This window comes from Belliella kenyensis (assembly GCF_022549675.1).
In the GTDB taxonomy this organism is placed as follows: domain Bacteria; phylum Bacteroidota; class Bacteroidia; order Cytophagales; family Cyclobacteriaceae; genus Belliella; species Belliella kenyensis.
In genome coordinates this window covers 1-26,581 of sequence record NZ_JAKZGR010000005.1, presented here as the reverse complement: position 1 = coordinate 26,581, position 26,581 = coordinate 1, and the positions used below count along the sequence as shown (strand labels likewise).

The window sequence follows — 26,581 nt, the reverse complement described above, 5'->3', positions numbered from 1 at the left end:
GTTTGATTAAGTTAATGCTGCACTTACCATACGATTTTTGTCGTTTAGATCTCTCCTAAGAATCACTTCAGTATAGCCCATTTCTTCGAGGAGGTTCACCACATCTTCACCATAGGCCTCGTTGATTTCAAAATATAATTTCCCACCTTTTTTGAGACTTGATGTCGCCTTCTGGGCTATATTCCTGTAAAAGATCAATGGATCATCATCATCTACAAAAAGTGCTAGATGTGGCTCATGATTGAGTACATTTTCGTGCATGATAGATTTTTCAGAATCAAGTACATAAGGAGGATTGCTTACGATGATGTCTAAATTATTCAAATGGATTTCTTCGTTCAAAATGTCAACTTTTAGAAATTCCACGCTTGCCTCCAGTGCCTCCGCATTTCTTTTTGCTATCAATAGCGCTTCAGGACTTACATCTATTGCAAATAGTTTAGACGAGGGGATTTCTAATTTTAAACTAATGGGTATACATCCAGACCCAGTTCCAATATCTAAAATGCGAAGATTTAGTTGTTTATTTTCTTGGATAATTAAGTGAACAAGTTCTTCTGTTTCATTTCTAGGTATAAGTACATTTTCATTCACTTCAAATGACCTACCATAGAATGGTGCAATACCTAAAATGTACTGAATGGGTTTTTTCTCTAAAAGACTTTTGATGTGTGAATACAGTATATCAGGGACTTCATGGATGGTTTTATCAAGCAAGAGATCCTGTCTATTGATACCCAAAGTATCTTCTAATAGCCATAAAATCAGGCTTTCAGCTTCTTGCTTAGGGTAGATAAACTGAAGTTTTTCTGAATTGCTTTGAAAAAGTTGTTTCAGTGAAATCATTTCTCAGTAATACTTGGGTTGTTGATGAAAATGTAAAATGCAATAGTTCCGATTCCGTAACACACCACATCCCATGGATCTGCTGTGTATATATCGGATCTGCTGGGTAAAAATACTTCGAATATTAATGAAAAGTAAATCCAACCAATGATCAATTGTTTCTTTGAAAATCTGAATTTTGCTTTCAAAGGATGAATCCATCGGAAAATTTGAAGTGTAATACCAAAGATCACGGGCATAGCCAGTAAGTCATCTAGGTATGCATGGACCCAAGGTATGTATATCTCCCATGCACGTTCTATTGCTTGGTTTACCCAAAATGCAATACAACAAATAATAAACAGGGGATTTTTTAAGACTGACATTTAACCAGGAAGTGCGGCAATAACCCAAGCGAGAAAAGTAATGATAGCCATATAAACAGTATAAAAAAAGTTACCAACTTTTTTCATGCTTTTTACCAATTCACTATCAGACTCTTTGATGTAAAAGATCCACTGCTCTTCATTAGCTTTTGTATCTCTGTCTCGTATTTCTTTATATTCAAGGTCTCGCCCTCCCAGAGGTTGACCACAATGTTCACATTTATCATTGATATCTGTGGTCCATTTAGACCATTCCCCACAATGAGGGCATTTTTTTTCTCCCATGATCAAAATTAAAGCTTATTGTTGAGTTTCTACTATTACTTATCGGTGATTTTTTTTAATTTTTTTGTTTTTTACGAATAGGTTTCAATCCTTCAATAGAATAATCCTATATATAACATCTTGATATTTAGGTGACAAATGCGAAAGGCCGGAATCTATGGATAGATAAAATAAACAGGAGCAAATGACCTAGTATATAGTAAAGACTTTCCAAATTACATATCCACAAACATCAAACCATACTCCAAATTAAATATGGGATTTTTGGAATTTGACCAGATTCTTTTAAATCTTCCTATCTTTGCTAGTTGAAATAAAGCAATATGAAACTCCACACAAGTACGGTCAATGGTGTAGTCACCGCAATTGATGAAATCTTTAAAAATAACAAATACGCAGACAAAGTCATAGAGCGTACCCTGAAGTCCAATCCAAAATGGGGATCGAGAGATAGAGGTTTCATTGCTGAGTCGGTTTACGATATGGTTCGATGGTGGAAATTGATCAATGCAGTAAGCCCATCTTCAGATACATTTCATCTATTTGGTACCTATTGGCTACTCCAAGGTAAGATTCTACCAGAGTGGAGGGAGTTCAAAGGCATAAACCCAGAGGCTGTAGAGCGGAAATATAAAAAAATAACAGATAGAGCAACACTTCAATCAATTCCAGAGTGGCTTGACAAAATGGGAGAAGAATTGTTAGGGTCGAAATGGGAAGCTGAAATCTCCACATTAAACACTCAAGCAGATGTGGTCTTGAGAGTAAATACTTTGAAGATATCAAGAGAGGACTTGATGAATAGATTGTCAAAGGATGGTATAGAAACATATGCACCCAAGGGCTATAAAGACGCATTGGTATTGGGGCAGAGGCAGAATGTTTTCAAAAATCCAGCTTTCAAAGAAGGTTTGTTTGAAGTCCAAGATGCCTCGTCTCAACTTGTGGCTCAGGCTTTGGAAGTAGAGCCGGGTATGAGAGTAATAGATGCCTGTGCAGGGGCAGGAGGAAAGTCTCTTCATTTGGCTTCATTGATGGAAAACAAAGGAAGAATCATTGCCATGGACACAGAAGCTTGGAAACTACAGAACACGAAGCTGAGAGCTAGAAGGAATGGAATTAGTATCATCGAGCCAAGGGTGATCGAAGGAAACAAAACTATCAAACGACTCAAAGGTTCCGCCGATAGGTTGTTGCTTGATGTGCCATGTACTGGCTTGGGTGTACTGAGAAGAAATCCAGATACCAAATGGAAAATTACGCCTGAATCTGTTCAGAAAGTACAAGAAATCCAGCAAGAGATCATTCAGACTTATGGGACAATGCTCAAGCCTGGAGGAATTATGGTGTATGCCACTTGCAGTATTTTGCCGAGCGAAAATCAAGATCAGGTCTCAAAATTCTTGAACTCACCGAACGGAAGAGATTTTGAGCTAATGGAGGATAGTAAAGTATTGGCTCAGGAGAGTGGTTTTGATGGCTTTTATATTGCCAAACTGAAAAGGAAGGGGTAAAATTCATATAATCAAATAAAACTCATTTCAATCTATCAGATTATTTTAGATTTGTGTTTTCAAAAAATTCTTGAACCAATGCAACAAGAAAAAATAGATATTATAAAATCCCAAATAGCAAATGCTGATGCCAATAATGCAGAGCAGCTCGAAGCTTATAGGATGCAATATATTAGTAAGAAAAGCGTAGTGGGCGAGCTTTTCGCAGAGATGAGAAATGTGCCTAATGAAGAAAAAAAAGCTTATGGCCAACTGATCAATGATGTCAAAATCCTAGCAGAGGAAAAGTTTCAGCTGCTTATAGAAAAAGTCAACTCTAGCCAATCAAAATCCAAAAATCAAGATATTGACCTCACTTTGCCGCCAAGCAATATCGCTGTAGGAGGGATTCACCCGTTGACTGCTACGAGGCAGCGCATCATAGAGATATTTGAGAGAATTGGATTCAATCTATCAGATGGTCCAGAGATTGAGGATGATTGGCATAATTTTACAGCTTTGAATTTCCCAGAAAATCATCCTGCAAGAGAAATGCAAGATACCTTTTTCATAGAAAAGGGGCCAGATATTGCCTTGCGTACTCATACCTCCTCAGTACAGGTAAGGGTTATGGAAAATCAAAAGCCTCCAATCAGGACACTTTCTCCAGGAAGAGTTTATAGAAATGAAGCTATCTCTGCTAGAGCGCATTGTATATTTCATCAAGTCGAAGGACTATATATTGATGAAAATGTTGGATTCTCTGACTTGAAAAACACATTGTATCATTTTGCAAAGGAAATGTTTGGAAAGGATACTAAAGTAAGATTTAGACCTTCTTATTTTCCTTTTACAGAACCAAGTGCTGAAATAGATATTTCTTGCCAACTCTGTGGAGGGTCTGGATGCAATGTATGCAAAGGTACAGGATGGGTAGAGATAGGTGGCTCAGGGATGGTTGATCCTAATGTTTTGGAAAATAGTGGTATAGATTCAAAGAAGTATACCGGGTTTGCTTTTGGGATGGGCATAGAACGTATCGCTATGCTTAAATACCAAATCAAAGATTTGAGACTATTTACCGAAAATGATATAAGATTTCTGAAACAATTCCGGACAATGACTTAAAAAGTAGCGAAAAGGTTTATTAAAAATTAGCATATAAAGCAACATAATAGGGGCTTTATATGCCAATTTTTACTTTAAGTGATGTTTGAATTTTAAATTATAAATTCCGTATTTTTTATGATTTTTTTTGAATTTTGTATTTCACTTTATTACCATATTTGTGAAATTTGCTAGCTTGAGTATAATTGCGTATACAAATATATAACATATGGTTTACAATTAGTTTAAGTTTGTGGCTATCAAATACAAAGAATTTAAAATGACTGAATTTGTTGATTTAAATATATGCAAATCAGCAGGTATTTATGAATTTTACCTAAAGCTCAGAAATCTTCTTTAGTAGATTAAATTGAGTCAAAATTGTTTTATCAAGATAATTAAGTACAAAAATTTTAAGCTAGTTCCTGAATGTGAATAATAGCATATTTGGGCTATAAAAATTGGATCATGAAATACATTTTTAAAATTAGGTATTTAATGCTTTTGTTCGCTTTTTTTGCGATCCAGAAAGGGTATGCCCAGCAATTACCTCAGTTTAGTCAGTACATATTTAATGGTTTGCACATTAATCCAGGATATGCTGGCTACAAAGGTCAGCCATATATCCAAAGTACCTATAGGGATCAATGGGTTGGATTTCCAGGTGCTCCCAAGACATTTACACTGACGGCCGATATGAGTGCCAATGAGGAAACAATGGGTTTTGGTATATCCCTTTTAAGTGATCAGTTAGGTCCTGTTCAGACCAATGTCGGAATGCTTTCCTATGCCTATAGGATTCAAACTGGCAGAGAGAGCTTTTTAGGCCTAGGGGTTAGTGCAGGAGCAAGCGAATATGCACTTGACGGGAATATGTTAAAACCAGGAGACCCAGATGATCCTAATATACCAGAGGGTAGAGTGAATATGTTTACACCAAATATGAACGCTGGTCTTTTTTTTCATACAGAAAGATTTTACGCAGGATTTAGTACTTTCAATTTGGTAGGTAGAGGTGCTTTGAGGAGAGAAGACATTGCACTGGCTTTCCATGATTTTCATTTTTATTTGACAGCGGGATTATTAGTGCCATTGAGTAGGTCGATAGAATTCAAACCTAGTTTTTTGATTAAAGAGGTAAAAGGAGCTCCTACAAGTTACGATTTGAATGCCATGTTTTTATTTAATGAAAGAATTTGGCTTGGTGGATCTTATAGGTCAAATGTGCAAGTTGGGATGGATCATTTGCAAGATAATTTGAATCAAAGAAATGCTGTTGCTTTAATTATGGAACTTTTTGCGACTAGGAATTTGAGAATAGGTTATGCCTTTGATCACAGCATGAATGTGTTAAATTCTTATGGAAATAATTCCCACGAGATTTCAATAGGCTATTACATTCCTTCCAGAAGTGTAGTGATGCGCAACCCTAGATGGTTTTAAGCTATGAAAAATTTATACCTAAAGATTTTATTCGTTATCACTTTTTCTTTATTTTCTTTTCAAGAATTAAGAGCTCAAAATGCCATTCTGAGATATGCAGACAAGCAGTTTGAGTTGCAAAATTTCAGTCATGCTGCAAGTGAATATGAGCGTGCATTTGAAAGAAGAGAGAGATATAGTACTGCTAGAAGAATCGCTGAAAGTTATACTGAAATCAGATCTTATGATAAATCCTATGAATGGTGGAAAAAAACTATTTCATTCGATGAGTCAGATAGGGATGATTACGTACAATATATTAAGTCGGCCTTGTTATTTCAAAATGCTGATTTTAATGTAGATCAAATGCTTGAGCAAACAAGCTTTGAAAAGGCCGATTTTCCAGAGTTTGATTTTGATTTTTTAGCTAAGCTTTACAAGAAAAACCCAGGATACAGGCTAGATCCAGTTGAGGGTGTTAATAGCTCTGGATCAGATTTTGGTTCTGCCTTTGATAGTTCAGGCAATATGTATTTTGCATCCGATAGAGGAGAGGTTACTCCAAGTAAGAAAGCTGCTATTAGACCTGATTTGAATGATATTTATAGCAAGGATAAGTATGACTTTAATGACAGAGAATTCTTTAGAATCTATAGAAAGAATGATCAGGATGAAATTTCAGAAATAGATCCAGGAAGTTCTGAGGTTTTACATTTTTCAGATGTTACTTTCTTAAATGCCCAAGATTTGATTTTCTATACTGTCACAAGAAACATTAGAAAGGCGAAAGGGAATAGAAGTTTTGCTGTTGGCGCTGAGATATTTTATAGTAAAATCGATGAAGCAGGAAATCTAACTGAGCATAAAAGTTTACCATTCAATGATGCTATCAATTACAGCGTTATGCATCCTCATGTAGACGAAGAGGCAAAAAGAATTTACTTTAGCTCTGATATGCCTGGCGGTTTGGGTGGGTTTGACTTATACTATGTTGACTACAATGAAGATATGAGTTTTGGTTCTCCTGTCAATCTTGGCTCAGAAATCAATACTGCAAAAGATGAAAGTCATCCTTTTAAATCAGGTGATTTTTTCTATTTTTCTAGTAATGGTCACCCAGGCATGGGGGGATTGGACGTATTTAAGACAAGTTATAATTCTGGTAAATTTCAAGGAATTGAGAATTTGGGCCTACCTTATAATTCGAATCGTGATGATTTTGCCTTTAGCGTCTCTCCTGAGGGTAGGATATATTTAAGTAGTGATCGGGATGGAGGTCTTGGGCTGGATGATATTTATAGTTTGATTGCTCTGAACAAAAAGTTATTAGCTAAAATCATCGATTGTGATGGCGAGCTATTTACGGAAAGTTTTGAAGCAATGCTAAAAGAAAAGGATTCAAAAAATCCAATAGAAACCTCTAGAGATGATGATGGTGCTTTGACAGCTGAGCTTCCAGTGGAGCAAAGCTTTGAGTTATCAATTACAAAACCTGGATACTTCAGTATTTTTGATAATACACTGACTACAGTGGGTTTGGAAGAGGATGTTTTAGAGAGAACTTACAGGCTAGCAAAAATCCCATATCAAATGCCTGTCTATGTAGATATTGTTTATTATGATTTAGATAAATCATTCATCAGGTTAACGGAAGAACCAGTTCTGGATAAGATAGGTGAATTGATGGGTAAGTATGAATTCCTAGACTTGAAAGTTTCCTCACATACTGATTCTAGAGCAAGCTATGAATACAACGAGGCTTTGAGTCAGAGAAGAGCAGATGCAGTAAGTGAGTATTTGAAAAGATATAATGTAGGTCCAGACAGAATAAGGGCTGATTGGTTTGGTGAAGAAAAGCTTACTAATGACTGTGGCGATGGGGTGCCATGTCCGGAGTGGGAGCATCAATTGAATAGAAGGTCAGAGTTAGTCTTAGAAGCATTTCCAGATCCTACAAAACAATACGAACTTCCTAAAGAATTGCTTGACAAAGACATCTGTGATGAAATTGGCATATTTGAAGAACTTCAGAGAGAGTTGAATGCGATTCCTATAGTTTACTTTGATTTTGACAAATCATTTATAAGGCCTGTACATAGAAAAGAACTGGAGCGTACAGCAGTCATGATGAATCGTATGCCTCATCTCAATCTTGATATAGAAGGTCACACTGATCAAAGGGGTAGTGTTGATTACAACATACCTCTGAGTGAAAGAAGAGCAAAAGTGGTTATGGATTACTTGAAGAAGCGGGGGGTAGAAGCAGCAAGGATGAACTTTGTTTGGTATGGTAAGAGCAAGCCAATACATGATTGTGGAGAATGTACTGAGGCCATGCATCAAGAAAACAGAAGAACAGAGCTTAAGCTCAGGAAATAACTTAAGCTCTTGTAGCGTATTTTTTGTCACAACTTAAAGTACGCTACAAGAGTGTAAAAATTTTAGACAATTCAATTTAAGAGCATTTACCTTTGGATTTGAAATTTCATCGGAAGTAATAGCTCATCAAAATATAGTCTCCATGGTATTCTAAATTACCTTGAGAATTAAAGATCCCTAACCTGTAACTGTTAAAGGGCCACTTGTCTCAGGTGGCTTTTTTTGTTTTTATGACAGGGAAAATGCAGTTATTCGGCACCTATTATGAAGACCGCTAGAGCATTTATTTACTCTGATAGGTCTTCTCAAAATCATCCCTCAAACTAGTTCAGCTAGTATTAATTGATGACTTTCACCTACTCTAGTACCTATCAAGAATTGTGTTCCTCCATCTTTTAGTTTATATTTTTGCTTGATTTCATCAGCTGATAGGAGATAATTTCTAGAAATCACATTTACTTTTCCTTTTTCAAATTGTTTTTTCAATTCTCTCTTAGGAGAGCTGAAAGATTTCAAAACTCTAAAAATTTTGCCAGGGATAGACTCCTCTGGAAGGTGATCAGTGGTATAAAGATGGCTATTGGTATGGAGTTTTTTTAGACCATATTTTACCCCAAATGACTTGAATGCTCCTGCCTTCATGATGCTTGCCATAGGTTCTATAATGAAGGTCTCAATGCTGCTTAACTCATTTTGATACGCTTCTTCTTCTTCGAAGTTAAATTCAAATGTTTTATCACCTGCTGGATGAAGGTCAATACATGTTATTTGTCTTTGATCGATTGGAGAAGAAGACATGTTCCAAATCAGTAAAACTTCTTTTACTTCATTTCGAACGGATATTACCCAAACATGTTGAATATCTGGAAGGTCAGCTATTGCCTGTTTGATGTCAAGCATTGGTGATGTCTTGATCATCACGCTTTTAGACTTTGATTTTAACTTATGCCAATTAGATACTACATCGGGCTCGCAATCACTGAGTTTGTATAGCTTTTGGTTATACTCCCCCCTTCTAGCTGGATCTAAATAGAGTAAGTCAAATGTATCTTGGGTCTTATCTAGGTAATTTAAACTATCTCCATTTATGACGTGAAACTTATCTTTGTCTAATTGATGGAAGTTGTGAAGTGCAAGGCTGGCTAAGATTTCCTGCTTTTCACAATAAGTGGCTTTTTGAAAACTCTTGGAAAGATAGTAAGTGTCAATGCCTAGACCACCAGTCAAGTCAATCATATTATGACCATTGACCAAGGTAGATTTGAACATTGCTGTATCTTCTGAGGATGCCTGCTCCATCGAAATACTAGCTGGAAAAAGTAAGTTGGGATTGCTAATCCAAGTGGGTAATTTGTGTTTTGCTTTTTGTCTGGCTTGAATTTGTTGAACCGCAAACTTTAGATCAAAATCTGTCTTACCAGCATATTTTAAAAGTAAATGTGCAGGATCTTCATCAAGATGATCCTGCACAAAACTTGTGAATGATTCTGTATTGAATTGAGACAAATTCAAATTAAACCAAATTGTGATCTACCAAGTATTTTGCAATTTGTACGGCATTGGTTGCAGCACCCTTTCGAAGGTTATCGGCTACAATCCACATGTTTAAAGTGTTCGGTTGAGATTCATCTCTTCTCAATCTACCTACAAAAACTTCGTCTTTTTTGTGTGCTGTGAGTGGCATTGGGTAGACATTATTTGCAGGATCATCCTGGACTACTACGCCAGGAGCTGCCGCAAGCAATTCTCTAATTTCTGCTAAATCGAAATCTTTATGAAACTCTACATTGACAGACTCGGAGTGTCCGCCCATGGTAGGGATACGTACAGTCGTAGCTGTTACTTGTATACTTTGATCATTGAAAATCTTTTTGGTTTCATTGATCATTTTCATTTCTTCTTTGGTATACCCGTTGGGCTGGAATACATCGATATGTGGGAGCACATTCATGTCGATTTTGTGTGGATATACCATTTCAGCTTTTTCGCCTGCACGCTCAGCCATCATTTGGTCTACAGCAGCTTTACCTGTGCCAGTCACTGATTGGTATGTGGACACCACGATTCTCTTGATACCATACTTAGCTCTAAGTGGCTCAAGTGCCAGCACCATTTGTATCGTAGAGCAGTTCGGGTTTGCGATGATTCTATCATCTATTCTTAAATCTTTGGCATTGATTTCAGGAACTACAAGTTTTTTGGTTGGGTCCATTCTCCAAGCTGAAGAGTTATCTACGACGATCGTTCCTGCCTCAGCAAACTTTGGAGCCCATTCTTTGGATGTGTCACCACCTGCCGAAAAAATAGCGATGTCAGGCTTCTCAGAAACAGCCTGTTTGAGTCCAATCACCGTATATTCCTTACCCTTGAAAGTCATTTTCTTTCCTGCGGATCTTTCGCTCGCAACCAAGAGTAATTCATCAAATTGGAAATTGTGCTCTTCCAGCACTTCTAGGATTTCTGAGCCTACCAATCCGGTAGCTCCTACAACGGCTAGTTTCATTTTTAATATTTTAAAATTTGCTTTGTGTAATATGGCGCAAAGGTACGTCAAGATTTTTCAAAATGAAGAGTTTGCTATTGATAAATAACTATCCTTCAAATAAATGTTCCTGAATTTGGCTTTTTTGAAATAAAACTTACTTAGCCGTTTCGTTTACCGTTTATTTATTGGGATTTGATTAATTTGTTTTATGAGGTCATTCCAAGGTGTATGGAGTTTCTTTGCTTTTGCCATACTAGGTCTCAATATGATTTTGTCTAAAGAGATTTTTGCCCAAGTTCAGGATTTTGAAAGCAATTTTAGAATAGTAAATCATCCTGAAGAGTTTTTGCCTTTTTGGTCTGCAAATGATTTGAGGAGTACAGCTTCGAGAATTTTTCAGGCCAATGGCGAAGGTCGTAATGGATCTAGAGCCCTAGCAGCTCAGCCTATTGCGTCATTTGATGGGGAGATTTTTGTGAAAATAAGCCCCGAGAACTACATTGAGCCCAAAATCGCTTTTTTTGGAAAATCCAAGCAAAATGGTAGTGGTAGCAGGTTTACTACAGTCTTCGTATCTTTTAGCAGGGATGAGATTTCTTATTCTATTCCAGTCGCTGTAGGTAATGTGGAATCTTTCCCGAATTTTGACACAGATTTTAAGCTTTATGAAGTATTTGTACCAGAAGAGTTTGCTGAGGATATTAGCGTCACTGTCAAATTCGATATTAAGTATGGGGCTGGCACAGGGTCTTCAGCACGATTCTTTATGGATGATTTTGGAGTATTTGACGGCAGTGAGCAAGTTGATCCTATACAAGTTCGGCGGGCGTACTTGCTGAATCCTTTTGAGATTTTATTGCAATTTGATAGGGATGTTGCAAGTTTTGGTCAGAATCAAATTCAAGTGAACCATCCAAATTTGCAAAGTGTCAGCTTTCCAAAAAATGATATAATTATCCTTTCTTTTGAGTCATCGCTACCTGAGAAGTTATTAGAAATTCAATTTGATAGGATTTCTGATACATTTGGAAATGTGACTGAGCTTCTTTCTACTACCATTGATAATTCAACAATCCGGCTAGGAGAAATTTTGATTCTTTCGCCTAATGAATTAATGTTGAGTTTTTCCCAATTTTATGATCCAGTATCTGCAAGCATTTCTTCTCAATATCGAATCAATGGATTAACACCATCTTTTTTAGAAATCCAAGAAAATGGCTTTTCTGTAAAGTTGGGCATCTCAAATACTCTGTCATTAAATGAGCAAGTTTTGGTGACTGCGAGAGAAATCAAAAATGAGAACCTTTTGTTAGGAATGCCTGACGAACAAATGATTTTCTATATCGATGGAATACGGGAAATTTTCGCTATTGCCGAAGATAGATTGATTCTTAGCCATGAATATTCTTTGGATTTAGATTCTTTTGATCAAAAAGATTTCAGCCTTGAAGATAGTGACTTCATATTTTCGATAGAGGAATCCAATGATCAGAATTTGGTTCTTATTCCAAGCAAAGCTTTTGAAGAAAACATTAACTATGTACTGACCATTCCGCCACGAATAAATAGCCGTGGGCTTCAATATCATGGAAGCAAAAGAGACTTCGAGTGGGATGCTACTCCCCCTACCATAGATCAGATATTAGCTGTCAGCTCAAATGAAGTTTTAATTTTGTTTTCAGAACAAATTGATGCGGTATTCACATCAAATGTGAATAATTTTAGTATTGAGGGAATACAACCTATTCATATCAGAAATCAAGAAAATGGCTACTCGTTTGTATTGACATGGCCATTTGAGTTTTCAATTGGGAACAATTATAGCTTGCATGTTTTTCAGGCTGTAGATCTCGCTGGTAATTTTTCCGGTGAGTTGATAATTGATTTTGTTTTTGAAAGACCTCAAGGACTTGGGTTCAAATCCGTGGTTATCAATGAAGTAATGGCAGCTCCGAGAGCTGGTAATACACTTCCCAATGTCGAGTATGTGGAATTGTTCAATAGAAGTGAAGCTGCCATAGATCTAGGAGGGTTTCAGCTTACAAACTCTAGAAGAAGTGCTTCTATCTCCAGTGAGATTCTACTTCCAGGAGAATATATCATTCTGTGTCCTAGGACACAGGCCGCGCAATTTAGAGTGTTTGGCAAGGTTGTAGGCTTGACAAATTGGCCTACGCTAATCAATAGTGGAGATCAAATAAAACTGTGGGATACAAATGGAGTAATCATAGATAGTTTGAACTACACAACAGCAAGCTATAGAGGTAGTGCTTTTGCTTCTGGAGGGTATAGCTTAGAGATCATCAATCCTTGGATAGACTGTAATCTATCTACCAACATCTCACCTTCTACGAGTCCTTCAAGAGGTACGCCAGGAAAAGTCAATGCTGTTTTTGATGAAACGCCAGATAGGTCAAAACCAAAAATAGACAATGTCATAGTACTTGATTCAAATCGGATATTGATTTACTTTACGAAAATTATAAGTTCTGCTCTTCAAGGCATAGTGCTCGATTTAGAACCTCCACTGACCTTATTGACAATGGAAATAGCTATTGATCAGAAATCCTTGATCTTAACATTCTCCGAAAACCTTAAGGAAGGGGTTTCTTATAAGGGTAAATTGGCTGGTCTCAGAGATTGTGTAGGTAATGAACTTCACGCTGATGATCGTCAATTCCGCTTTGTGATTCCTTCAAAAGCCGAAGCTGGTGATGTTTCGATCAATGAAGTGCTTTTCAATGCAAGAACAGGTGCTCCGAAATTTGTTGAGATTTACAACAAGTCAAATAAATATATTGATCTTCAAGACTGGAAGCTCGCTAACCTGAATACAGATGGAATAATTGCAAACAGAAGAGTGGTCTCTACTCAGCACTTAATAATTCCACCTTATAGCTTTATGGTATTCACAACAGATGCAGAAAGACTATTTCAAGAATACCCGAAAGGGGATCACAAGGTCTTTGTGAATTTGAATTCTTTACCTAGCTATCCTCAATCACAAGGAAATGTAGTATGGCTTGATCCACTGGAAGATTTTCCGGAAATTTTTTCTTATTCCGAAAGGATGCATCACAGATTGCTTAGAGAACCGCGTGGTGTTTCGCTGGAGCGGCTTAGTGTGGATATGCCAATCGATCAAAGTGATAATTGGCAATCAGCCTCTGCCTCAATTGGCCATGCAAGTCCAGGTATACGTAACTCCAATACTTTTGAAAACATTCAACAATTTGGCATAGAAGTTTACCCTAAAGTCTTTGTGCCTGATGCAGTTGGAGAGCAGCCATTTACTACAATTAGCTACAAAGTAGCGTCTCCAGGTATGCTGGCCACGGTAAGAATTTTTAGCACTGCGGGGAATCTTGTTAGAGAAATTTGTCAAAATGAGATTTGGGGTATGGAAGGATTTTATACTTGGGATGGTACAGATACTTCAGGTACAAAAGTAAGACCAGGACATTATGTGATCTGGATTGAGATCTATGATCTTTCAGGAAAAGTTAATCAAACAAAAAAAACCGTGGTAGTTGGATCTAAAATCAGGTGAAAATTTTTATTCTAAATTAATTTAGCTAATTTGAAACGTATAACCGATCTAAACCTAACCCAAAATGAATCACGACATAATATCACAAACCTTAAGAACCTATTTTCTAGAAAAAGGAAAGACAATAAAGGTGATACAGAGGTACTTAAGGATTAAGTATCATTTGATGATGGATGAAAAAGTACTTCAAAAGAGAGTGGAGAATTTATCATTAAACTAAAAACCGCCGCTAAGGCGGTTTTTTATTTTTGGATTTACAAATGCTAGCTGTATTTTAGGGGCTTTTAAAACCCGAGGTGGGAAAACAAAGTATAAACCACTAACAAACTCAAATGCTATGAGCCAAGAAGAAAAGACAGCTTACTCTCCGGATGAATTGAAGGAGTTTGAAGAAATTATCCTACAAAAGCTCAGCGTGGCCAAAGAAGAGCTTAACTCTCTGAAGCAGACACTGAGCAAAAGCAATGATAGTGGTACTGATAATACAGCTTCTACTTCAAAGCTACTAGAAGATGGTGCAGATACACTAGAAAGGGAGAGTTTAAATCAATTAGCCGGAAGGCAACAGAAGTTCATTATCAATTTGGAAAATGCATTAGTCCGCATTAAAAATGGCACATATGGAGTATGTGTGGATACTGGTAAGTTGATTTCCAAAGAGAGATTGAAAGCAGTACCTCATACAATGCACTCTATAGAAGCGAAATTAGCTAAAAAGTAAAATTGGACTTTTTACACAGACATATCGAAGCACTGGTGTTTTGTGCACCGGAGCCTATATCAGCAGAGGAAATTCAAAAATGCCTCTCGGAGATGTTTGAATCTGAGGTTCCATTAGAGCATATTTTGACTGCAATTGCTGAGTTGCAGTCAAAATATACCTCTGATGATTATTCTTTCAACCTAGAACATATTGCAGGGGGATATCAATTTCTCACCAAACCTGCTTATCAAGCTAGCATAGCTATTCTGCTAAAGCAACAATCTCAAAAAAGACTTTCGACGGCGCAGTTAGAAACATTGTCTATCATAGCTTATAAACAGCCCGTGACCAAAACTGAGGTAGAGCAAATCAGAGGTGTTAGCTGTGATTATTCTATACAGAAATTGCTGGAAAAGGAACTCGTGAGCATCAAAGGTAAATCGGACAGTATTGGACGTCCATTGCTATACGGTACAAGTGATAAATTCATGGAGTACTTTGGAATAAACTCACTAAAAGACCTACCTCAGCCTAAAGATTTTTCTAGTGAAGAAAACCAAATTGGTGAAGAAAAAGAGTAGGATTATAGTAATTTGACTTCTGCATGACTTGAAATCAAAAACTTCTTGCCTGACGACACTTCCAAGCACAATACCCTAGTTCTTCGAAGTTCTAGTTTTTCAAAAACCCTTCCTCTTAATTCAAATTTATTGCCAGACTTGATTTGATTAAGGTAAAATTTATTTTTGGAAGTTGATTTTTTATCAAATTTCTTGACTTCCATCATGAGCCATAGATCAGCTGAAGAGCTCGCCTTTGGATTGATCATGTGGCGACGCAGAGGTATCAAGATTTCAGTAGGAAACACTTCATGTGTGAGCAATGGACTCATCAATTCTTGAAAACTCCTTTTCCATTCAGTACCATGAGGTTTGATGTTGAGACCATACTTGGCAAATGTCCTCAAATGAGCAACTTCGTGAATATAGGTGATGAGAAATTGATAAGGGTTTAGGTTGTAGTTGATGGTGATGGTCTGAATTTTCTGATTGCTTCGATACCTGAAATCCCCCAGTTTTGTCATTCTTTCCTTTGTGATATGAAAGCTAAAAGGAGTTTCTTTCCAGAGAGACAAACAGTAAGGAACTGCTTTTATAGGGAGGTGTTTCTCAAATGCTTGTTGAAATCTTGGATCGTGATTCATAATCCGAAATATAGTTAGGTTTTCTACATTTTACTTTTGTGGGTTCATTTTTATCAAAATCTCAAGCCTGCTTTTGATTGGTCTTATAAAAAAAGCAAATACCTTTGCCATCATTTCAAAATGAAAATATATTGGGTGGGTTTTGAGGCTGCGAGTTTTTAATATTTGCTTTCCAAATCAATTTCTTGTGAATTTCTAGACTCTTATCCAAAAAAACGTGTATGCAAAAAGTAATAAATCTTTTTGATTTTAGGGTAAAAATCAATTATAAGAACGAAATTCTAGCGGGTCTCACTGTTGCGATGACCATGATTCCAGAGAGCTTGTCGTTTGCGATACTTGCGGGTCTATCTCCGTTGACTGGTTTATATGCAGCATTTTTGATGGGCTTGGTGACAGCGATATTGGGTGGAAGGCCAGGGATGGTTTCTGGTGGAGCAGGAGCTACTGTGGTGGTTTTGATAGCTTTAGCTTCTTCTTATGGTGTAGAGTATTTATTTGCCGCAGTCGTTTTGGCAGGTATTTTACAGTTCTTAGTTGGGATATTTAAGTTTGGTAAATTTATTCGACTTATTCCTCAGCCAGTTATGTATGGTTTCCTCAATGGGCTTGCTGTCATTATATTTTTGGCTCAAATAGCACAATTCAAAGTGAAAGAAAGTGGAGTAGAGGTCTGGATGCAAGGTCCAGCACTTTATCTTATGATAGGGTTAACCTTGCTTACGATTGCGATTGTCTTTTTTATGCCTAAAATCACTAAAGCTATACCCTCTTCATTGGTTGCTATCATGGTGGTATTTGGAATTGTATACTTCTTTGACTTAGACACCAAAAAGGTAATTAATATTGCATCAGTAAGCGGTTCATTCCCTTCGTTTCACATCCCTCAAGTCCCTTTTACTTTAGAAACTTTGAAAATTGTTTTCCCTTATGCGATGGTTATGGCAGGAGTAGGGCTAATCGAAAGCCTTTTGACCTTGAATATGGTAGATGAAATCACCAACACCAAAGGGCAATCAAACCGAGAAGCCGCAGCACAAGGCATAGCTAATATCACCAATGGTTTTTTTGGTGGTATGGGTGGATGTGCCATGGTAGCACAAACACTGGTAAACATAGGTGCTGGTGCTAGGGCAAGATTATCTGCAATAATTGGAGCCTTGACTATTTTGCTTATCATCCTCGTGGGAGGACCCGTGATTGAACAAATTCCCATGGCAGCATTAGTAGGCGTGATGATGATGGTTGCTATTGGGACTTTTGAGTGGGCTAGCTTTCGAATCGTAAATAAAATGCCTAAGCACGATGTTTTTGTAGCTTTTATAGTTACTGTCATTACAATTTTGCTTCATAATTTAGCTTTGGCAGTATTAATTGGAGTGGTGATTTCAGCGTTGGTCTTTGCATGGGAAAGTGCAAAAAGAATCAGAGCTAGAAAGTATGTAGATGAGAATGGTGTCAAGCATTATGAAATATATGGCCCCTTATTCTTCGGTTCTACAACAGCATTCATGGAAAAATTTGATGTCTCCTCTGATCCCTCTGTGGTCATAATTGACTTTAAGGAAAGTAGAGTCGTAGATATGTCTGCTATAGATGCACTGAATAAAATCACTGAAAAGTATCTAAAGGAAGGGAAAAAGCTTCAAATTGTGCACTTGAGTCCAGATTGTAGGGAGCTTTTGAAAAAGGCAGAAGAGGTGATTGTCGTGAATATCATCGAGGACCCCACTTACAAAGTAATGCCAGACAGCTGAGATATCACTTTTAGTTAAAATAGAGCATTAGATTAGCATAGGTGCAAAAGGAGTTAAATAGTTTATTAAATTCATTTTTCATCTTTTAGTCTGTTTAAAGACTAAATCGTACTGATTATACGCTTTTTTGCCAGCAACTTCAATTCAATGCTCAATCGGTTCTTAATGGTCAATATCCATAAGTATCCAATATCAAATTTATATCGGAAGTTAGATAGATCGTAATTTTGTAATGTTATTGGCAAAGTTCCGTATATCCATAAAATCGTATATGAGATTGGTTCAAAGTATTTTTATTTTGCTAAACCTTAAAGTTTACAAGAGTTCATTGTGACATTTTGTCTTTATCTCAGCTAAAGATCGATTACAATATTTTCAAAATCGCATTTTTTTTACCAAATTGATTTTAAATAATCTTTTAACTTTTATCGATGAATTCAAAAATACTGATTAAGCTTTCTTTGGTATTCAATTACATGGTGTTTGCTGTATTATTGAATTCTGTGGGAGCAGTGATCCTTCAAGTTCAGAGGACATTTGATGTGAGCAAGGCAGAAGCATCCATCTTGGAAGGCTTCAAAGATCTTCCAATTGCAATTTTCTCTTTTTTGGTTGCTTCTTTTCTCCCAAAGCTAGGAATTAAGAAAGGAATGCTATTCGCTTTAGCCATCGTAGCGGCATTGTGCTGGATGATCCCTTTATTAGCGGATGATTTTTGGTACTTCAAGCTATTGTTTGCAGGAGTGGGGGTTTCATTTGCAGTGATAAAAGTATCTGTCTTTGCAACTATAGGTTTGGTGACTGACTCAACTAAGTCACATAGTAGTCTAATGAGCACTATCGAAGGGTTCTTTATGGTCGGGGTATTGTTGGGAAATGTTTTTTTTAGTTTGTTTGTGAATGATCTAGATCCTACATCCATGAACTGGTTGAATATCTACTGGTTCTTAGGAGCACTAGCAATAGCAGCAGCTATTTTACTTATCCTTGCAGAAATTGATGAGACAGCCTCCCAGAGTTTTTCGAAGAGTTCTAAGGATGATTTTCTAGAAATGCTTAAGTTGGTCATCAAACCTTTGGTGATAGTATTTGCTATTTCAGCCTTTCTGTTTGTATTGATAGAGCAGAGCTTCATGACTTGGACTCCCACATTCTATCAGGAAGTACTCAAAGTACCCGCTAGCATGGGAATACAAGCAGGTGCAGTCTTAGCAGGTGCTTTAGCTATTGGTAGATTACTGGCAGGAGTGATTCTAAAGAAGGTGCATTGGCTGACATTTACACTTTTGTGTACAGTTTTGGTAGGGGTTTGTGTATTGTTGACTTTACCACTTACTGCTAGTGAGCAAGCATTTTCTCAAAATATCACCTGGTTTGATGCTCCATTTGTAGTGTACTTATTCCCTTTGCTTGGTGTTTTTTTAGCACCCATTTACCCTACTATCAATTCTGTAGTGTTGAGCTCCTTACCCAAATATTTGCAGAGCTCCATGTCTGGACTGATTGTAGTATTTTCTGCATTAGGAGGGACTACAGGATCTATGGTAACAGGACATATTTTTGAAGCTTATGGAGGAGTGAATGCCTTTTATTTTTCATTGATTCCAATATTCGCCTTATGTTTGATATTGATATTATTGAATAGACAAGTAAAGAAACAAATGATATGAAATATTTCAGGCAGCCTGAATTTGTATATCCAGGGTTATTTGAGTTGGTTCAAGGTAGTGGCCTATACGCTGACTCTAAGACATTCGTGGACGCTATCCCCAAAAGGAATCCCGATGATATTTTGAGTGATTTTTATCGAGCGGTAAAATCAGGGAGACTGAATCTGAAGGGGTTTCTGAGTCAAAATTTCATCGTACCAGAAGAAGATGTTGAACCAGATATGTCTCATGAGGAAGGGCTAAGTCTAGAAGAAAGACTTCATCAGCGCTGGGATTTACTTACTAGAGCGCCAGATGAGGAAGTGGAAGGCTCAAGCCTCATTCCATTACCGAATCCTTACGTGGTGCCTGGAGGGAGGTTTAGAGAAGTTTACTACTGGGACAGTTATTTTACTATGCTTGGATTAAAGGAATCAGGGAGGATAGATTTGATAGAATCCATGGTTGAGAATTTTGCTTATTTGATCAGAACGCTTGGTCATATTCCAAACGGGAATAGGACTTATTTTATATCTAGGTCTCAGCCTCCATTCTTTGCCAAAATGGTCGAACTACTAGCAGAAGCCAAATCCGATGACAAAGTATATGAAAAGTATTTGACAGAGATTTGGGTAGAATACTTATTCTGGATAGAAGGGGAAGAAGAGATTCCACTTCCAGGAAAGTATTACAACAGGGTAGTAAGAATGGATGATGATACAGCACTCAATCGCTATTGGGATGATGAGAATGAGCCGCGAGCAGAGGCTTATATAGAGGATGTTGAAGTATCTGAAAAAAGCAGGAGGTATCCAGAAAAAATCTTCAGAAATATCCGAGCGGCTTGTGAGTCTGGTTGGGATTTCAGCTCAAGATGGCTTTATGAGCCTGATCAATTGAAAACAATCCAGACTATCGCATTGATACCTGTAGATTTAAATGTGCTCATTGGTGAGACAGAACGCATCATCATAGAATCTATGGAACGCATAGGCGAAGATTCGTTTGTCGTCAATAGGATGAAGAATTTCAGGAAAAATAGAATTGAAGGGATAGATCGGTATTGTTGGGATGAAGAAAGAGGGATTTTTTTAGATTACCATATCAAGTTCAAAGAAAAAAATGATAGACCAACTTTAGCCATGTTGTATCCGCTATGGGACAAAACAGCTACACAGACTCAGGGGGAAAGGGTATTGAAGTTTGTTGAGCAAAATTTTTTAAAACCAGGGGGACTAGTCACTACATTGGTGCATTCTGGTCAGCAGTGGGATGCTCCAAATGGATGGGCTCCTCTCCAGTGGATTGGGTTCGAAGCTATGATAAATTACGGAAGGTTGGACTTGGCGAAGACCTTGGCCGAGAGATGGACTAGACTGAATGAGGAAGTATTTGAGAAAACAGGAAAAATGCTTGAGAAGTACAATGTAGAAGATCTAGAAACTGAGGCTGGAGGTGGAGAATATCCTGTACAAGATGGGTTTGGATGGACTAATGGCGTATATTTGGCAATGAAAGCTTGGTTGAGAAATCAGAATAAATTGAAATAATATGAAATTCAAACTAACTACCCCCATTTTATCCTTAATCTTAAGTCTTTTTATTGCACTTCAAAGCTATGCTCAAAACGAACCTTATGGTATTTACTTAACTTGGGTAGATGATCCGACGAGCACGATGGTTGTAGATTGGCATAGTGACGATTCCAACTCGGCCTCTTTGGAGATCAGGAGAAAAGGCACTTCAAATTGGGCATCTATGGAAAGTGATGTACTTCCTTATCCCTTTTCTGATCGTCGCATACATAGGGTAAGTCTTCAAATGCTTAGGTCAGATACAGCATACGAGATAAAGTTCCCTGGGTCTAATCAGGTATATTACTTTAGAACTATGCCGGAAAATATCGATGAAAAGCCAATAAAGATTGCAATAGGTGGAGATGCTATGCACAAAAAGGAGTGGTTGGAAAAAACAAATACTGTAGTCGCCTCGTATGACCCTGACTTTATCATCATAGGAGGTGATATGGCTTATGAAAATGGTCTTGCAGAAAATATTGACAGGATTTATGATTTTTTTGATAGCTATAAGAACACTTTGGTGACTGAGGATAATAGGATCTTACCATGTTTAGTCGCTATAGGTAATCATGAAGTAGTAGGAGGTAGTATTCATAAACATGATGGATACGAACAGACGGACGAGTTTAGGAGAAATATTTCGCCATATTTCTATGCCTTGTTTCCTTTTCCTGGTCAGCCAGGTTACAATACACTGGATTTTGGTGGTTATTTGAGTTTGATTATTTTGGACACAGACCATTCTAATCCCATATTGGGAGAGCAGACATCATGGTTAGAAGAAACATTGCAATCCAAAAAAGACTTTTTGCATACCATTCCAGTTTATCATGTGCCTGCGTTTCCTTCTGTTAGAGAATTTGATGGTAAAACACAAACACTCGTGAGAGAAAATTGGATTCCTATTTTTGAAAAATTCGATGTTAGAATTGCCTTTGAAAATCATGACCATGCATATAAGAGAACATTTCCAATCAGAGATGGGAAAAAGGATCAATCGGGTATAGTCTATGTCGGAGATGGTTCTTGGGGAGTAGGACCAAGAGAGATACACGATGTGTCTACCACGTGGTATCTAAAAGAAGCTGCTTCTATAAATGCCTTTAGCTTATTAACAATTGAAGGAAAGCAATTTAGTTTGATATCCGTAGATTCTGATGGTAACATCATTGATAGCTATCCTGAAAGCCCGTTGGTAGATAAGAATAATTAATAGAACCAATTGATCCATTCGAAATTTAATTACCCAAATTGAATGCAAGTAGGAACTCAAAGAAAGATTGCTCTTATCACTGGAGCTACTTCTGGAATAGGTAGAGCAACAGCAATAGCATTGGCCAATATAGGCTATGATATCATTGCTACAGGAAGGAGATCTGAACTACTAGAATCCTTAGGTGAAGAACTTTCCCAAATCGTTAGGTTTAAGAGCCTCTGTTTTGATGTGAAAGACAAGGATGAAGTCAAAAGACAGCTTTCCTCTTTGCCAGAAGAATGGAATCAAATTGATGTATTGGTCAATAATGCTGGAAATGCCCACGGTTTAGACCCAATTCAAAATGGATCCCTGTCAGATTGGGAGGCGATGATAGATATCAACGTGAAAGGACTGCTCTACGTGTCTCATGAAGTCATTCCAAGTATGGTGGCAAGGAACAGTGGGATGATTGTAAACATAGGGTCTATCGCTGCCAAAGAAGTCTATCCAAATGGAAATGTATATTGTGGATCAAAACATGCCGTCGATGCAATCACGCAAGGAATGAGAATGGATTTGAATCAGCACGGTATCAGGGTAGTTGGTATTCATCCAGGATTAGTTGCCACAGAATTTTCCTTGGTAAGGTTCAAAGGGGATGAGCATCGTTCCAATGCAGTATATCAGGGTTATGAACCTCTTTTGGCTTCAGACATCGCTGATACAATAGCTTTTGCTGTGAGTAGACCTGAGCACGTAGTACTTGCAGACATCGTGATACTTCCTACTGCACAAGCTTCTGCTACTTTGGTCAAAAAGAACAACATATGATAGGTAAGAATTTTGTAAAACTCATCACAATTGTCTTGATCATCCATTGGGGTTGTTCAAACAAAGTTTCTAGCGAAAAGTTTGACTCTGACTCTGAGTTGGAGGATGTTGATTTTGATAGCCGTGAGGAGAACCAACCATTAGCAGAGGTCGAAGAAATCGGTGATTTGGAGCAAAGTTTGATTGAGGCTGGATTGGTGGATGTCGCTAAGGTAATTGAGGGTGTTTTTGTGGATCTAAAATATTCGACAACTGATAATTTTTTTGGAATTGATGTCTACGGTGATTTGGAAAGATGTTATTTGCAACCTGTGGTGGCAGAGATGCTTCATAAAGCACATGCACATCTACAGTCAAAATATTCAGAACTTACTTTTTTGATCTATGATGGCGTGCGTCCTCTCTCAGTTCAACAAATACTATGGGATAATTTGCAAAAGCCAGACAGCATAAAACCACTGTATGTAGCTGATCCAAAAATAGGAGGCCTTCATAATTATGCTGTTGCAGTGGACTTGACATTGGCGGACAAAAATACTGGCTTACCTTTGGATTTAGGTACTGAATATGATTACTTTGGATATCCAGCATATCCAGATCGTGAAGATCAAATGCTCCGAGAAGGCAAAATCACCAAAGATCATATAGCCAACAGAAAGATATTAAGGGAGGCAATGGCAGCAGGAGGCTTCACTGGTATTGGCTCTGAATGGTGGCACTTCAATGCTTTCTCACGCAAAGCCGCTGCTGAAAAGTTTGATTTGATCAAATAGGCTGTCTTTCGTACATCCATGATTACAGCCTTTAGTTGTCTGAGTTAAAAATATCATCCATAATCCCAAAAGAAACAGAATATAGAATCGATAGCCTGATATGAAAAATCCAAAATTCCGCTATTTCCTTTTGACCTTAATTACTTTACTACTTTTGTCAAATACCAGTTTTGGTCAGCATCAGTTCAAGGCATTGGTGTTTAGCAAAACCAAAGGTTTTCGACACCAAAGTATTCCAGATGGAGTGGTAGCTATCAAGAAGCTGGCTAGAGACAATGTTTTTGATGTATTCACTACAGAAGATGAAGATTTCATAACAGACAAAAATCTGGCTGGATTTGATGTGATTATCTTGATGAGTACTACAGGTACGATATTCAATTCAGATCAAAAAAAGAGTATTGAGAAATTTGTCCAATCAGGGAAAGGAATAGTTGGTATTCATAGTGCTACAGACACAGAGTATGAATGGGAATGGTACACCAAATTGATCGGTGCACAATTTCGCAACCACCCTCATCAGCAGACTTTGAAGCTGAATGTAGTCGATCGAAATCACCCAGCCACCTATCACCTACCAGAGAAATGGGTTTGGTCGGATGAAATCTATGCATTCAAGAATTTCAATGCAGATGTAAAAGTACTGATCACCGCAGATGAAAACACTTACAAAACAGGAAATGGAATGGGAGATTTTCACCCTATCGCTTGGATCAATGAGTATGATGGTGGCAGGATGTTTTATACTGCCCTCGGTCATACTGACTGGGCATTTCTTGATGATAATTTCATGAAGCATATACTAGGAGGTATCTGGTGGGCTGCAAAGGGATACCCTGTTGATTAAATTGATGATGTGGGGTATTTGAGTAGACACTATAAAGAAGTGAAGTCATCAGTATCAGATGGCCCCTTCTCGATGAGAGAATTACAAGATGATACTGTAAGATTCCAAATAGCAGCGGAGGTATCTTCATCGATTTGTAATAATGATAAGCTTTCATCTCTATATTTTCTTTGTGTTAAAATTTATTTTCCAATCTATTATAGTAGCAAAGAGAATTGTTTGTAACTTTGACGGGCAAATAGGGTGACCTAACCAATATTTGCTATGAATCGAAACTCCGATAAATTTCTCTTCGAAGCACTCACTTATGATGATGTGCTTCTAGTCCCAGGATATTCTGAAGTCCTGCCTCGCGACACCAACACTTCCACCCAACTTACAAAAAACATCCGACTGAACATACCTTTGGTATCAGCAGCTATGGATACTGTTACAGAAGCAGAGCTTGCAATTGCCATCGCCTTGGAGGGTGGATTGGGCTTTATTCACAAAAACATGTCCATAGATAAGCAAGCAGCCCAAGTAAGAAAAGTAAAGCGATCGCAATCAGGAATGATCCTCGATCCTATTACCCTTGATATAGAGGCAAAAGTAAGAGATGCTGAAAATATCATGAGTGAATATCATATCGGTGGCATACCTGTAGTGGATGATCAGCGCGTATTGAAGGGAATCATTACCAATAGAGATTTGAGATTTATCAAAGATCATGGTCGTGCTATCAAAGAGATCATGACCAAAGATAACTTAATCACTGCCAAGGCCGGTATTTCTTTGGAGCAAGCTGAAGAAATTCTTCAAGAGTTCAAAATAGAAAAACTTCCAATCGTGGATGATGAGTATAAGCTCACAGGGCTGATTACCTACAAAGATATCTTGAAGCGTAAAGATAAGCCAAATGCATGCAAAGACGAGTTTGGAAGGTTGAGAGTAGGTGCGGCAGTTGGAGTGACAGCAGATATCGTGGAAAGGGTAGATGCCTTGAAGCAGGCTGGAGTGGATGTGGTTTCTATAGATACTGCTCATGGACATTCCAAAGGAGTAATAGAAACTTGCGCAAAAATCAAAGAAGCATTCCCAGACTTGGAAGTCATAGTAGGGAATATAGCTACTGCTGAGGCAGCTATAGCCTTAGCTGATGCAGGTGCAGATGCGGTAAAAGTGGGCGTTGGCCCAGGAAGTATTTGTACCACGAGAGTTATTGCAGGTGTTGGAGTACCACAGCTGTCAGCTGTCTATGAATGCTCAGAAGCTCTCAAGGGTAGAAATGTCCCAGTGATTGCTGATGGAGGTATCAGGTATTCTGGTGACTTGGTAAAGGCAATAGCAGCAGGTGGCAGCTCTATCATGATCGGATCACTTCTTGCAGGTACTGAAGAGGCTCCTGGAGAAATGATCATCTATGAAGGAAGGAAATTTAAATCATACAGAGGAATGGGTTCCCTTGAAGCCATGGAGTCAGGTTCGAAAGACAGGTACTTCCAAGATGCCGAAGATAATATCAAAAAGCTAGTACCTGAAGGAATTGTAGGTAGAGTAGCTTACAAAGGATTGGTATCTGAGGTACTTTATCAATTGGTAGGTGGATTACAAGCTGGGATGGGTTACTGTGGTACCAAAACCATAGAGGATCTACAGCAAAATGGCAAATTTGTAAAAATCACTGCTGCCGGAGTGAAAGAATCTCATCCACACGATATCAGTATCACCCGAGAAGCACCAAACTATTCAGCAAAGATGTAAAATTTATTGTCTTTGGATCAATCCTAGTGATGAATTTTAGTTCTTCAAAAAAAAATATTCACGGAGTATCAGAGAAAATGAAAAACAAATCCCCTAACAATGAATTGCTAGGGGATTTGTTTTTCAAATTTCTGATTATACGCTTTTTTGCCAGCAACTTCAACCCATTGGCTCAACAAGTTGTTAATGGTCAATATCCATAAGTATCCAATATCATTTTATATCGGAAGTTAGATAGGGCTTCTTGCTTAATTATTAACTAACTGATAATCAGTAAAATAATTAACAAAAACATAACACAAAAACCCCGAATTTGGCTGTTCCCAGCTTTTTTCGGGGTTTTCTTTTTTGTATTTTAAGGTTG

Annotated in this window: 21 protein-coding genes; 15 read left to right on the top strand and 6 right to left on the bottom strand. The window is 37.7% G+C overall.

The annotated features are described in order from the left end of the window. Positions 1-6: 6 nt before the first annotated feature. Genes prmC through MM214_RS06345 form a run of 3 tightly spaced genes read right to left on the bottom strand, consistent with a single transcriptional unit; the run spans position 7 to position 1,496 of the window. Positions 7-846 carry a peptide chain release factor N(5)-glutamine methyltransferase gene (prmC, locus tag MM214_RS06355; RefSeq protein ID WP_241293371.1) on the bottom strand — a complete coding sequence of 280 codons (840 nt, stop codon included), beginning with the start codon at positions 844-846 and terminating at the stop codon, positions 7-9. Beyond that, complete coding sequence (locus MM214_RS06350; RefSeq protein WP_241293369.1) at positions 843-1,211, bottom strand: magnesium citrate secondary transporter; 369 nt, start codon at positions 1,209-1,211, stop codon at positions 843-845. Before MM214_RS06350 ends, prmC begins: the two co-directional genes overlap by 4 nt. Then, positions 1,212-1,496 (bottom strand): YgzB family protein, encoded by a 285-nt coding sequence (locus tag MM214_RS06345; protein WP_241293367.1) that lies wholly within the window; start codon positions 1,494-1,496, stop codon positions 1,212-1,214. 323 nt (positions 1,497-1,819) lie between these two features. On the opposite strand from MM214_RS06345, the gene MM214_RS06340 reads away from it, so the two are divergent. From MM214_RS06340 to MM214_RS06325, 4 genes are all read left to right on the top strand, one after another. Beyond that, positions 1,820-3,010 (top strand): RsmB/NOP family class I SAM-dependent RNA methyltransferase, encoded by a 1,191-nt coding sequence (locus MM214_RS06340; RefSeq protein WP_241293365.1) that lies wholly within the window; start codon positions 1,820-1,822, stop codon positions 3,008-3,010. A 78-nt stretch (positions 3,011-3,088) separates the two neighbouring features. After that, positions 3,089-4,117: a phenylalanine--tRNA ligase subunit alpha gene (gene pheS, locus MM214_RS06335; protein ID WP_241293362.1), complete on the top strand. Its 1,029-nt coding sequence runs from the start codon at positions 3,089-3,091 to the stop codon at positions 4,115-4,117. A 447-nt stretch (positions 4,118-4,564) separates the two neighbouring features. After that, a complete protein-coding gene (locus MM214_RS06330; RefSeq protein ID WP_241293359.1) occupies positions 4,565-5,539 on the top strand; it encodes a PorP/SprF family type IX secretion system membrane protein in 975 nt (324 codons plus the stop codon). Positions 5,540-5,542: 3 nt separating this feature from the next. Then, entirely contained in the window at positions 5,543-7,897 is a 2,355-nt protein-coding gene (locus tag MM214_RS06325; RefSeq protein WP_241293356.1) for an OmpA family protein, read from the top strand. A 318-nt stretch (positions 7,898-8,215) separates the two neighbouring features. On the opposite strand, the gene MM214_RS06320 is transcribed toward MM214_RS06325, so the two are convergent. Together MM214_RS06320 and MM214_RS06315 are read right to left on the bottom strand one after the other, a co-directional pair. Beyond that, the gene (locus MM214_RS06320; RefSeq protein WP_241293353.1) at positions 8,216-9,409 is read right to left on the bottom strand and encodes a class I SAM-dependent methyltransferase; all 1,194 of its coding nucleotides are present in this window, start codon (positions 9,407-9,409) and stop codon (positions 8,216-8,218) included. A gap of 1 nt (position 9,410) precedes the next feature. Continuing rightward, positions 9,411-10,400 carry an aspartate-semialdehyde dehydrogenase gene (locus MM214_RS06315; RefSeq protein WP_241293351.1) on the bottom strand — a complete coding sequence of 330 codons (990 nt, stop codon included), beginning with the start codon at positions 10,398-10,400 and terminating at the stop codon, positions 9,411-9,413. A gap of 190 nt (positions 10,401-10,590) precedes the next feature. Between MM214_RS06315 and MM214_RS06310 the strand changes: the two genes are divergently transcribed. From MM214_RS06310 to scpB, 3 genes are all read left to right on the top strand, one after another. Then, on the top strand, positions 10,591-13,932 hold the full coding sequence (locus tag MM214_RS06310) for a lamin tail domain-containing protein (RefSeq protein ID WP_241293348.1): 3,342 nt from the start codon (positions 10,591-10,593) through the stop codon (positions 13,930-13,932). A gap of 337 nt (positions 13,933-14,269) precedes the next feature. After that, positions 14,270-14,653 carry a TraR/DksA family transcriptional regulator gene (locus MM214_RS06305; RefSeq protein WP_241293346.1) on the top strand — a complete coding sequence of 128 codons (384 nt, stop codon included), beginning with the start codon at positions 14,270-14,272 and terminating at the stop codon, positions 14,651-14,653. A gap of 2 nt (positions 14,654-14,655) precedes the next feature. Next, positions 14,656-15,216: an SMC-Scp complex subunit ScpB gene (gene scpB / locus MM214_RS06300; protein ID WP_241293343.1), complete on the top strand. Its 561-nt coding sequence runs from the start codon at positions 14,656-14,658 to the stop codon at positions 15,214-15,216. Between the two features lie 2 nt (positions 15,217-15,218). Here scpB and MM214_RS06295 read toward each other — a convergent pair whose 3' ends face one another. Then, positions 15,219-15,839, bottom strand: coding sequence for a SprT-like domain-containing protein (locus MM214_RS06295; RefSeq protein WP_241293341.1), 621 nt, complete (start codon positions 15,837-15,839; stop codon positions 15,219-15,221). A 221-nt stretch (positions 15,840-16,060) separates the two neighbouring features. On the opposite strand from MM214_RS06295, the gene MM214_RS06290 reads away from it, so the two are divergent. From MM214_RS06290 to guaB, 8 genes are all read left to right on the top strand, one after another. Then, entirely contained in the window at positions 16,061-17,596 is a 1,536-nt protein-coding gene (locus tag MM214_RS06290; protein ID WP_241293340.1) for a SulP family inorganic anion transporter, read from the top strand. A gap of 431 nt (positions 17,597-18,027) precedes the next feature. After that, the gene (locus tag MM214_RS06285) at positions 18,028-19,266 is read left to right on the top strand and encodes an MFS transporter (RefSeq protein WP_241293338.1); all 1,239 of its coding nucleotides are present in this window, start codon (positions 18,028-18,030) and stop codon (positions 19,264-19,266) included. Then, complete coding sequence (treF, locus tag MM214_RS06280; RefSeq protein ID WP_241293336.1) at positions 19,263-20,795, top strand: alpha,alpha-trehalase TreF; 1,533 nt, start codon at positions 19,263-19,265, stop codon at positions 20,793-20,795. Before MM214_RS06285 ends, treF begins: the two co-directional genes overlap by 4 nt. Before the next feature lies 1 nt (position 20,796). Beyond that, on the top strand, positions 20,797-22,038 hold the full coding sequence (locus tag MM214_RS06275) for a fibronectin type III domain-containing protein (RefSeq protein WP_241293335.1): 1,242 nt from the start codon (positions 20,797-20,799) through the stop codon (positions 22,036-22,038). A 42-nt stretch (positions 22,039-22,080) separates the two neighbouring features. Beyond that, positions 22,081-22,854, top strand: a complete 774-nt coding sequence (locus MM214_RS06270) for an SDR family NAD(P)-dependent oxidoreductase (protein WP_241293334.1) — start codon at positions 22,081-22,083, stop codon at positions 22,852-22,854. Continuing rightward, entirely contained in the window at positions 22,851-23,627 is a 777-nt protein-coding gene (locus MM214_RS06265; RefSeq protein WP_241293331.1) for a M15 family metallopeptidase, read from the top strand. The genes MM214_RS06270 and MM214_RS06265 overlap by 4 nt, the downstream gene beginning before the upstream one ends. A gap of 100 nt (positions 23,628-23,727) precedes the next feature. Continuing rightward, a complete protein-coding gene (locus MM214_RS06260) occupies positions 23,728-24,474 on the top strand; it encodes a ThuA domain-containing protein (protein ID WP_241293328.1) in 747 nt (248 codons plus the stop codon). A gap of 264 nt (positions 24,475-24,738) precedes the next feature. Beyond that, complete coding sequence (gene guaB / locus MM214_RS06255) at positions 24,739-26,217, top strand: IMP dehydrogenase (RefSeq protein ID WP_241293325.1); 1,479 nt, start codon at positions 24,739-24,741, stop codon at positions 26,215-26,217. Positions 26,218-26,581 lie beyond the last annotated feature (364 nt).

Excerpts from the sequence above, each read along its gene's own strand:
- prmC (WP_241293371.1), bottom strand. The coding sequence starts at position 846 with ATGATTTCACTGAAACAACTTTTTCAAAGCAATTCAGAAAAACTTCAG.
- MM214_RS06350 (WP_241293369.1), bottom strand. The coding sequence starts at position 1,211 with ATGTCAGTCTTAAAAAATCCCCTGTTTATTATTTGTTGTATTGCATTT.
- MM214_RS06345 (WP_241293367.1), bottom strand. The coding sequence starts at position 1,496 with ATGGGAGAAAAAAAATGCCCTCATTGTGGGGAATGGTCTAAATGGACC.
- MM214_RS06340 (WP_241293365.1), top strand. The coding sequence starts at position 1,820 with ATGAAACTCCACACAAGTACGGTCAATGGTGTAGTCACCGCAATTGAT.
- pheS (WP_241293362.1), top strand. The coding sequence starts at position 3,089 with ATGCAACAAGAAAAAATAGATATTATAAAATCCCAAATAGCAAATGCT.
- MM214_RS06330 (WP_241293359.1), top strand. The coding sequence starts at position 4,565 with ATGAAATACATTTTTAAAATTAGGTATTTAATGCTTTTGTTCGCTTTT.
- MM214_RS06325 (WP_241293356.1), top strand. The coding sequence starts at position 5,543 with ATGAAAAATTTATACCTAAAGATTTTATTCGTTATCACTTTTTCTTTA.
- MM214_RS06315 (WP_241293351.1), bottom strand. The coding sequence starts at position 10,400 with ATGAAACTAGCCGTTGTAGGAGCTACCGGATTGGTAGGCTCAGAAATC.
- MM214_RS06310 (WP_241293348.1), top strand. The coding sequence starts at position 10,591 with ATGAGGTCATTCCAAGGTGTATGGAGTTTCTTTGCTTTTGCCATACTA.
- MM214_RS06305 (WP_241293346.1), top strand. The coding sequence starts at position 14,270 with ATGAGCCAAGAAGAAAAGACAGCTTACTCTCCGGATGAATTGAAGGAG.
- MM214_RS06295 (WP_241293341.1), bottom strand. The coding sequence starts at position 15,839 with ATGAATCACGATCCAAGATTTCAACAAGCATTTGAGAAACACCTCCCT.
- MM214_RS06290 (WP_241293340.1), top strand. The coding sequence starts at position 16,061 with ATGCAAAAAGTAATAAATCTTTTTGATTTTAGGGTAAAAATCAATTAT.
- MM214_RS06285 (WP_241293338.1), top strand. The coding sequence starts at position 18,028 with ATGAATTCAAAAATACTGATTAAGCTTTCTTTGGTATTCAATTACATG.
- treF (WP_241293336.1), top strand. The coding sequence starts at position 19,263 with ATGAAATATTTCAGGCAGCCTGAATTTGTATATCCAGGGTTATTTGAG.
- MM214_RS06275 (WP_241293335.1), top strand. The coding sequence starts at position 20,797 with ATGAAATTCAAACTAACTACCCCCATTTTATCCTTAATCTTAAGTCTT.
- MM214_RS06270 (WP_241293334.1), top strand. The coding sequence starts at position 22,081 with ATGCAAGTAGGAACTCAAAGAAAGATTGCTCTTATCACTGGAGCTACT.
- MM214_RS06265 (WP_241293331.1), top strand. The coding sequence starts at position 22,851 with ATGATAGGTAAGAATTTTGTAAAACTCATCACAATTGTCTTGATCATC.
- MM214_RS06260 (WP_241293328.1), top strand. The coding sequence starts at position 23,728 with ATGAAAAATCCAAAATTCCGCTATTTCCTTTTGACCTTAATTACTTTA.
- guaB (WP_241293325.1), top strand. The coding sequence starts at position 24,739 with ATGAATCGAAACTCCGATAAATTTCTCTTCGAAGCACTCACTTATGAT.